The following is a 5,925-nucleotide window of genomic DNA, read 5'->3' on the forward strand; positions in this document are numbered from 1 at the left end:
GCAATAAAAATGAATACAAAATTTTTAGGTAAAACATTAGTAGCAAGTGCTTTAGTATTAACAACATTAGGAACAGGCTTACATTCTTCATACTTAGGATTAGATACAAATAAAGTTGTTAAAACGGCTAAAGCAGAAGAAAAAATGACAGATGGTCAATTATGGAAAAAAGTTAAAGATTCATTACATGATTCTGATATTATTTTAAGTAACGAGTACGAAACAATCAACGTTACTTATTTATTAAGCAATGGATATTCTAGCAGCGTTTCTGCTCCTGGAAATGATGATGGAGGCCATCTAACACAATCTATAGACTTTAAAGGATTAAAACAAATTGATTTAACTAAGGAAAATGTCTACGATGACTTTAACAAAAAGCTAGATGCTAAAAATACATGGAATTCTCTAACCGAGAAGTTAAAAGGTCTTGGTTTACTACAAAATGGCCAAAAAGTATCTATTTATTCTTCAGATAGCTCTTCTCCAGTCTCGGGTAAAGTGGGAGAAGGAGTAACTAGTGGTGGCGAAAATACTCTAACTAAACGCTTCATCAACAAAATCACAATTGATTAAACCTTAAACTCAAATTTCCTTAATTCATAAAACATTAATAACTAACCCTTTCTTACAAACCACCTAGCCCATAATATATTAAAACGTCATTTTTATTTCAATTAGCGGAAAATAAAAAAACCATTCCGCATTAACTTTGGCAAGTTGGAATGGTTAAAAAAATATTTTAGAAGCCAGCGTTTGGCTTGCTTAGACGACATGTTCGCGCATGTCGTCTTATTTTTACATTTATATAATAACACGCAATTCAATAAAATGTCTAATCAATAAACCTCAATTACATTCAAATTCAAAAACTTTTCACCTAATATTCATCGCTTAAATAAACATTACGTTTAATTAAACAGACATTGTCAATCGCGTCTAATACCCCTGCTGTCCGAAAACAAAATTATTTTGTATTCATATTTAACTGTTCTCTTTCCTCCCTTTTCAACGCAACTAAATTTCTTTTACCGTTAGAGCCCCAATCTTTAATCTTTAATTGTTCTACCGCTCCATTTATTAAATCCTTTAAAGAGTAAAACTGCTAATAGCAACGTGATAATAATATAGATTGCCAATGTTAATGTAACTGGTATACTCCCTTCGATAAACATATAAACGTAACGTGTAGCATATGTGATTGGTAAATAGAACCACGAATGATCTCCAAGCACTTCTAATCCAAAATAAACGTTAAAAATAAACATTAAAACTCCGACAACAATAGCCATTACATCTTTAATGAAAATACTAAAAATAAAAAGTAGCAGTAATATAATTACATTGAAAAACAATGATACGCCTATAAACATAAGTGTTATTTTCATATCATGTGAATGCCACAATAAATTAATTGATGCTAATAGAATACATATGGCTGTAATAGTATAAGTAAAAATCATTGATGCATTTAACCAATTTAGCCTATTAGCTTTTCCTAAAATATGATTAAAGTGACCAATATTTTCTTCAAAATTGATAACTTGATAGACGTTTATAGAAATTAATAGCGATGTAATTGCATTAAAACTCGCTGTAAACAAACTTATTTGTCGACCATTCCATAAATTTACGTTTAAATACCAATTTATAAATAATATAAACAATATGGTTACAATAATGGGTACAAATGTGAGCGCTTGCTTAGAAAATTTCAACTTACATGACTTTAATTCGTTAATTATCATTTTAATCGCCAACTTTTCTTATTATTTAAAAATGTTACTATCGCGAAAATAATGATGCTAACAATAATCGAAATATATAAGGCATTGAGATCATTAAAGTATTTTGAATTATGGTTTACAACTAAACCATTAGGTAGTATACCAAGCGTAATAAGCGGGATTCTCTGCATTATCCCCCACGGCAACACCCAAAATAAACTCTTCAATGTTAAAAACAAGACACAAATGACTGATAATACTAAGTTTATTAATATTGATACGAACACACCAAAGTATCGAGTTAATAAAAAGTTGAGCGGTATCAATGGTAGAGATACTACATACATCAACAATATTGTCACCAATAACAACATAGCATTAACCGGATGTGGATTAATAATTAGGTCACCTATATAAGCAATAATAAATACTAAAAAGCAATGTACCAAAAATGCTATTGATAAAATGAAAATCTTTGCTCTTATTTCTTTTGTAATCGACCAATTATTACTTAAGTAATAATTAAATGATTTATTTCTCATTTCAATTTTAAATAACGAATTACAAGCCATACATAATACAATCGGGATGAAAGCAATTGGCCAAATATTAAATAGTAAAGTTATATATGGTGACACACTATTCGCTGTTCCCGTATTACTTTTGGCGAATAAGACTGTGAAAATAGCAAAACAAAGAAATACCAGCGGACTTATTAATAAAACATACATACTGAAAGAATTTTTAAATTTGATACCTTCTATCTTTAAATGTATCATTTGTAATCACCTTTCGTTATTTTGAAGAATATCTCTTCTAAGTTTTCATCTTTGTTATTTCTTTGCTGATATTTTAGCTCACCCTCATGAATAATACCGATATGATCTGCTAAAACTTGGATTTCAGATAAAATGTGACTTGAAATAATAATACTAGTACCTTGTTCTGTTAATAATTTTAGAAGTTCTCTAAGTTCTTGGATTCCATATGGGTCTAAACCATTAGATGGTTCGTCTAATACTAAAATTTCTGGCTTTTTAATTAATGCCATTGCAATTCCAAGTCTTTGTTTCATACCTAAAGAAAAGTCCTTAACCTTTTTCTTTTTATCGACATTTAAATTGACTAAGCTTAAAACACTATTAATTTCGCTGAAATCAACGCTTTCATTTAAACACACAATTTTCAAATTATCTTGTGCACTTAAATGATTATATGTCGCAGGTGTTTCAATAAGCGAACCAACTTTGTGCAAATCATTTCGTGTCATTGGTCTATTATCTAATTTAATTTCCCCTGAATCTTGTTGAAGTATGCCACATATAATTTTCATAAGTGTCGTTTTACCGGCTCCATTAATACCAAGTAATCCATAAACTTCGTTATTTTCTAAAGTGATATTAATATGCTTTAATACATCTTGATTTTTAAACCGTTTCGAAATGTTTTCAGTAACTAATTTTGCCATAATCAAAAACTCCTTTGATTTATTAACTTGCTTTTTGATTTGCTACATTTAATGCTTTATACACATCAAGCTCACCATGCCCATATCTACTAAATGGTTTATTATTCTTAGATGTCCCATGCTGATATAACAATTCAATCGCTTTATCTGGATGTTTTTCAAGATGATATTTATCAATGATTAAAGCTAGTGCTCCCGAAACTTTAGGTGTGGCTAATGAAGTTCCAGCTTGATAAATATATCTTCCGTTATTGGCAGTAGTTAAAATGTTCTCCTTATGCATATACCCTTCATTCATCCATTTATCCACACCGAATTGATTTAAATAAGCAAATGATCCTCCGGGCGCAGCAATATCTGTATAATTCATACCAAAATTGGAAAACTCAGATAGATTACTCTTTTGATCTGTAGATCCTACTGTAACGACATTGTCCATAGATGCAGGAACATCTTTCACTTCGCCATTACCTTGATATTCACGCTGTAATTTTAGTTTCTGTTTGTCATTGACATCAATACCATCATTACCAGCTGCAGCAACAACGATAGATTTTTTCTTCTTGGCGTAATTGATTGCTTTCTGTAACGCATCGTATTCTACTTTTTCATCTTTTCTAAATGTTTGATGGTCATTTTTGTCCAAAATAATATAACTACCAACACTAATATTAATGACTTGATTTCCATCATTTGCAGCTTGAACAATCGCTTTTGATACCCAAAGCAGTTCTGTTTTTTTACTACCAAACACGCGATACATTGTAAATTTGTTATTCGGTGCAACACCTATTAACTTACCATTAGCACTCGTTTGACCCGACACCATCGTGCCATGTCCTTTCCTATCATTGACATCGTGAACATCACCTGTTTCCTCCGGTTCAGTACCTCTAAAACCGTTTAAAGGTACTAAATTTTTAGAATCAGTCGAGAAATTATTTTTCAAATCGTCATGGTTTTTCATCACACCTGTATCTATGATTGCTATTTTGGTGTTAGCATGTTTTGGCAAATCATCATACGATGCACCATTATTGGTTATTTTATTCATATCCCATTGTCTTGAAAATAATGACTCATTTGATGTTCTGTCTATTGTTTTCTCGCTAGTAATACAAGTTGAACATGTGGCATTGATATATTTAATATCATTTTTATAGTTTGCTAAAGCATTAGCATGCATTTTCGTCATTTTAATCTGTGCCACATGTAATTCCGGTATATTATAGACAACGTTTAAGGACTTCTTTTTAACTAACTTGTTAAATGTTGCTGTATTTTTGTATTCAACACTGTAATATAGTTCTTCTGACGCTGATGCATTACTCATTGTAATAGATATTAAAAGACTCAATATTATTAAACTAATAATAGCGCGCTTTATGATTTTCATATTCTAATCTCAAATGAATTCCAGAACTTTATATGGTTCAGGTGCGACAACATTCTTTTTAAATGTTTTTGACGCTAATTCATAACTTTCTGAAATATTTGCTGGATATATTGATACACCATAATCTTTTAATAATCGAATATTATTTTGAGTAACTGGATTTTCCCACATTCGTAAATTCATATTTGGAAATATAGAAAGTTTTTCAAAAGCTGTATGACAAATAGTTAATAATAAATTGTCACATATACCATTTGCAATTTTATTAATCGTATTAGAAGTCGCAGGTAAAATAATAATCTTGTCATGTTTATTTGCTATATCTACATGATTTAAAAAAGGGTCTTCAAATTCGTCATAATAGTTATCGCAAAATTGCTTTAATATTTCACCATTAATAAACTTTCTACCGTTTGTTGACGCGATTACATTTACTTCATCAAATTTTGATTTTAATTCAATAATATAGTGGCTAATATTGATACTATTAACTGAGCCACACAAACAAATCAATACATTTTCTCCCATGATATACGCCTCCATTCAGCTAATTAAAAACGCATTGGTCCAATTTTTTTCATTGAGAATTTTTGTATTTTTCAGTGTCATCAATGTTAGATAGACCCCTAATTCACCTTCTAAAAGGCCAACTTTCCTACTTTTAAATACATCTTGCTTATTTTCATTAATGTCTATAAAATTCACCAGATAATCTTCCTTATAATGAGAAATCAGTTTATTTATTAATACAGTGATATAATCAGACACTTCATTTAATTCAAAATTCAAATTCATAATTGTTAACATTAATATTTGTGATGACAATCCATGACAAATAGTTGGACTTATTAAATTTTCATCTTTATCATTTACTACTTGTAGCATCACTTTTTTAGACATTTTAATTATTTCATCATCTTGTAATGCTTGGCCGATTAAAAACAACGTCGTCATTACACCCGTATTGCCATAACACCAACCATTCCGAATAAAATTGAAATGATTACGTTCAGAAATTAAATCGTAACGCTGCAACCATCTTTCGTGGTTACAAAATTTTTCGTCCATGATAAATTTGTACATGTCTTTTAATATGTGCTGATGATTTTCAATCGTAATTCCTTTAATCACGCATAATGCAAATAAAGACATCGGTCCTAGCACTCCATGTGCAAGGCCAAGATTGATATTACCTTCAGTAAAATAATTTTTATCAGACTCTAAAAATTGACTTTCTTGTGGGACTACCCAGCTATTTTTAGAATATTGAATATCTTTAAAGTATACTAATATGCTTTTTAATGCTTTAACATTAAATTCATTCTCATCTACTC

At 30.0% G+C, this 5,925-nt stretch carries 7 protein-coding genes; 1 reads left to right on the plus strand and 6 read right to left on the minus strand.

Annotation, left to right across the window (positions count from 1 at the left end):
- The first annotated feature begins 9 nt into the window (after nucleotides 1-9).
- Nucleotides 10-576: a DUF4888 domain-containing protein gene (locus IDG60_RS04855; protein WP_001092763.1), complete on the plus strand. Its 567-nt coding sequence runs from the start codon at nucleotides 10-12 to the stop codon at nucleotides 574-576.
- Nucleotides 577-1,049: 473 nt separating this feature from the next.
- Here IDG60_RS04855 and IDG60_RS04860 read toward each other — a convergent pair whose 3' ends face one another.
- The 6 genes from IDG60_RS04860 to IDG60_RS04885 form a co-directional block, all read right to left on the minus strand.
- Entirely contained in the window at nucleotides 1,050-1,748 is a 699-nt protein-coding gene (locus IDG60_RS04860; RefSeq protein ID WP_000586140.1) for a BsaG family lantibiotic immunity ABC transporter permease subunit, read from the minus strand.
- Nucleotides 1,745-2,506: a lantibiotic immunity ABC transporter MutE/EpiE family permease subunit gene (locus IDG60_RS04865; RefSeq protein WP_000581552.1), complete on the minus strand. Its 762-nt coding sequence runs from the start codon at nucleotides 2,504-2,506 to the stop codon at nucleotides 1,745-1,747. The genes IDG60_RS04860 and IDG60_RS04865 overlap by 4 nt, the downstream gene beginning before the upstream one ends.
- Entirely contained in the window at nucleotides 2,503-3,195 is a 693-nt protein-coding gene (locus IDG60_RS04870) for a lantibiotic protection ABC transporter ATP-binding subunit (RefSeq protein ID WP_001096791.1), read from the minus strand. The genes IDG60_RS04865 and IDG60_RS04870 overlap by 4 nt, the downstream gene beginning before the upstream one ends.
- Nucleotides 3,196-3,217: 22 nt before the next feature.
- Nucleotides 3,218-4,591: a S8 family peptidase gene (locus IDG60_RS04875; RefSeq protein ID WP_000691541.1), complete on the minus strand. Its 1,374-nt coding sequence runs from the start codon at nucleotides 4,589-4,591 to the stop codon at nucleotides 3,218-3,220.
- Between the two features lie 9 nt (nucleotides 4,592-4,600).
- A complete protein-coding gene (locus IDG60_RS04880) occupies nucleotides 4,601-5,119 on the minus strand; it encodes a flavoprotein (protein ID WP_000504439.1) in 519 nt (172 codons plus the stop codon).
- Nucleotides 5,120-5,134: 15 nt separating this feature from the next.
- Nucleotides 5,135-5,925, minus strand: a 791-nt coding sequence (locus tag IDG60_RS04885; RefSeq protein WP_206160532.1) for a lanthionine synthetase C family protein, incomplete at its 5' end; no start/stop codon positions are given.

Source organism: Staphylococcus sp. EG-SA-2 (assembly GCF_017152085.1).

Bases quoted from the DNA above. Each gene is read 5' to 3' on its own strand.
- IDG60_RS04855 (WP_001092763.1), top strand. From the start codon at position 10: ATGAATACAAAATTTTTAGGTAAAACATTAGTAGCAAGTGCTTTAGTA.
- IDG60_RS04860 (WP_000586140.1), bottom strand. From the start codon at position 1,748: ATGATAATTAACGAATTAAAGTCATGTAAGTTGAAATTTTCTAAGCAA.
- IDG60_RS04865 (WP_000581552.1), bottom strand. From the start codon at position 2,506: ATGATACATTTAAAGATAGAAGGTATCAAATTTAAAAATTCTTTCAGT.
- IDG60_RS04870 (WP_001096791.1), bottom strand. From the start codon at position 3,195: ATGGCAAAATTAGTTACTGAAAACATTTCGAAACGGTTTAAAAATCAA.
- IDG60_RS04875 (WP_000691541.1), bottom strand. From the start codon at position 4,591: ATGAAAATCATAAAGCGCGCTATTATTAGTTTAATAATATTGAGTCTT.
- IDG60_RS04880 (WP_000504439.1), bottom strand. From the start codon at position 5,119: ATGGGAGAAAATGTATTGATTTGTTTGTGTGGCTCAGTTAATAGTATC.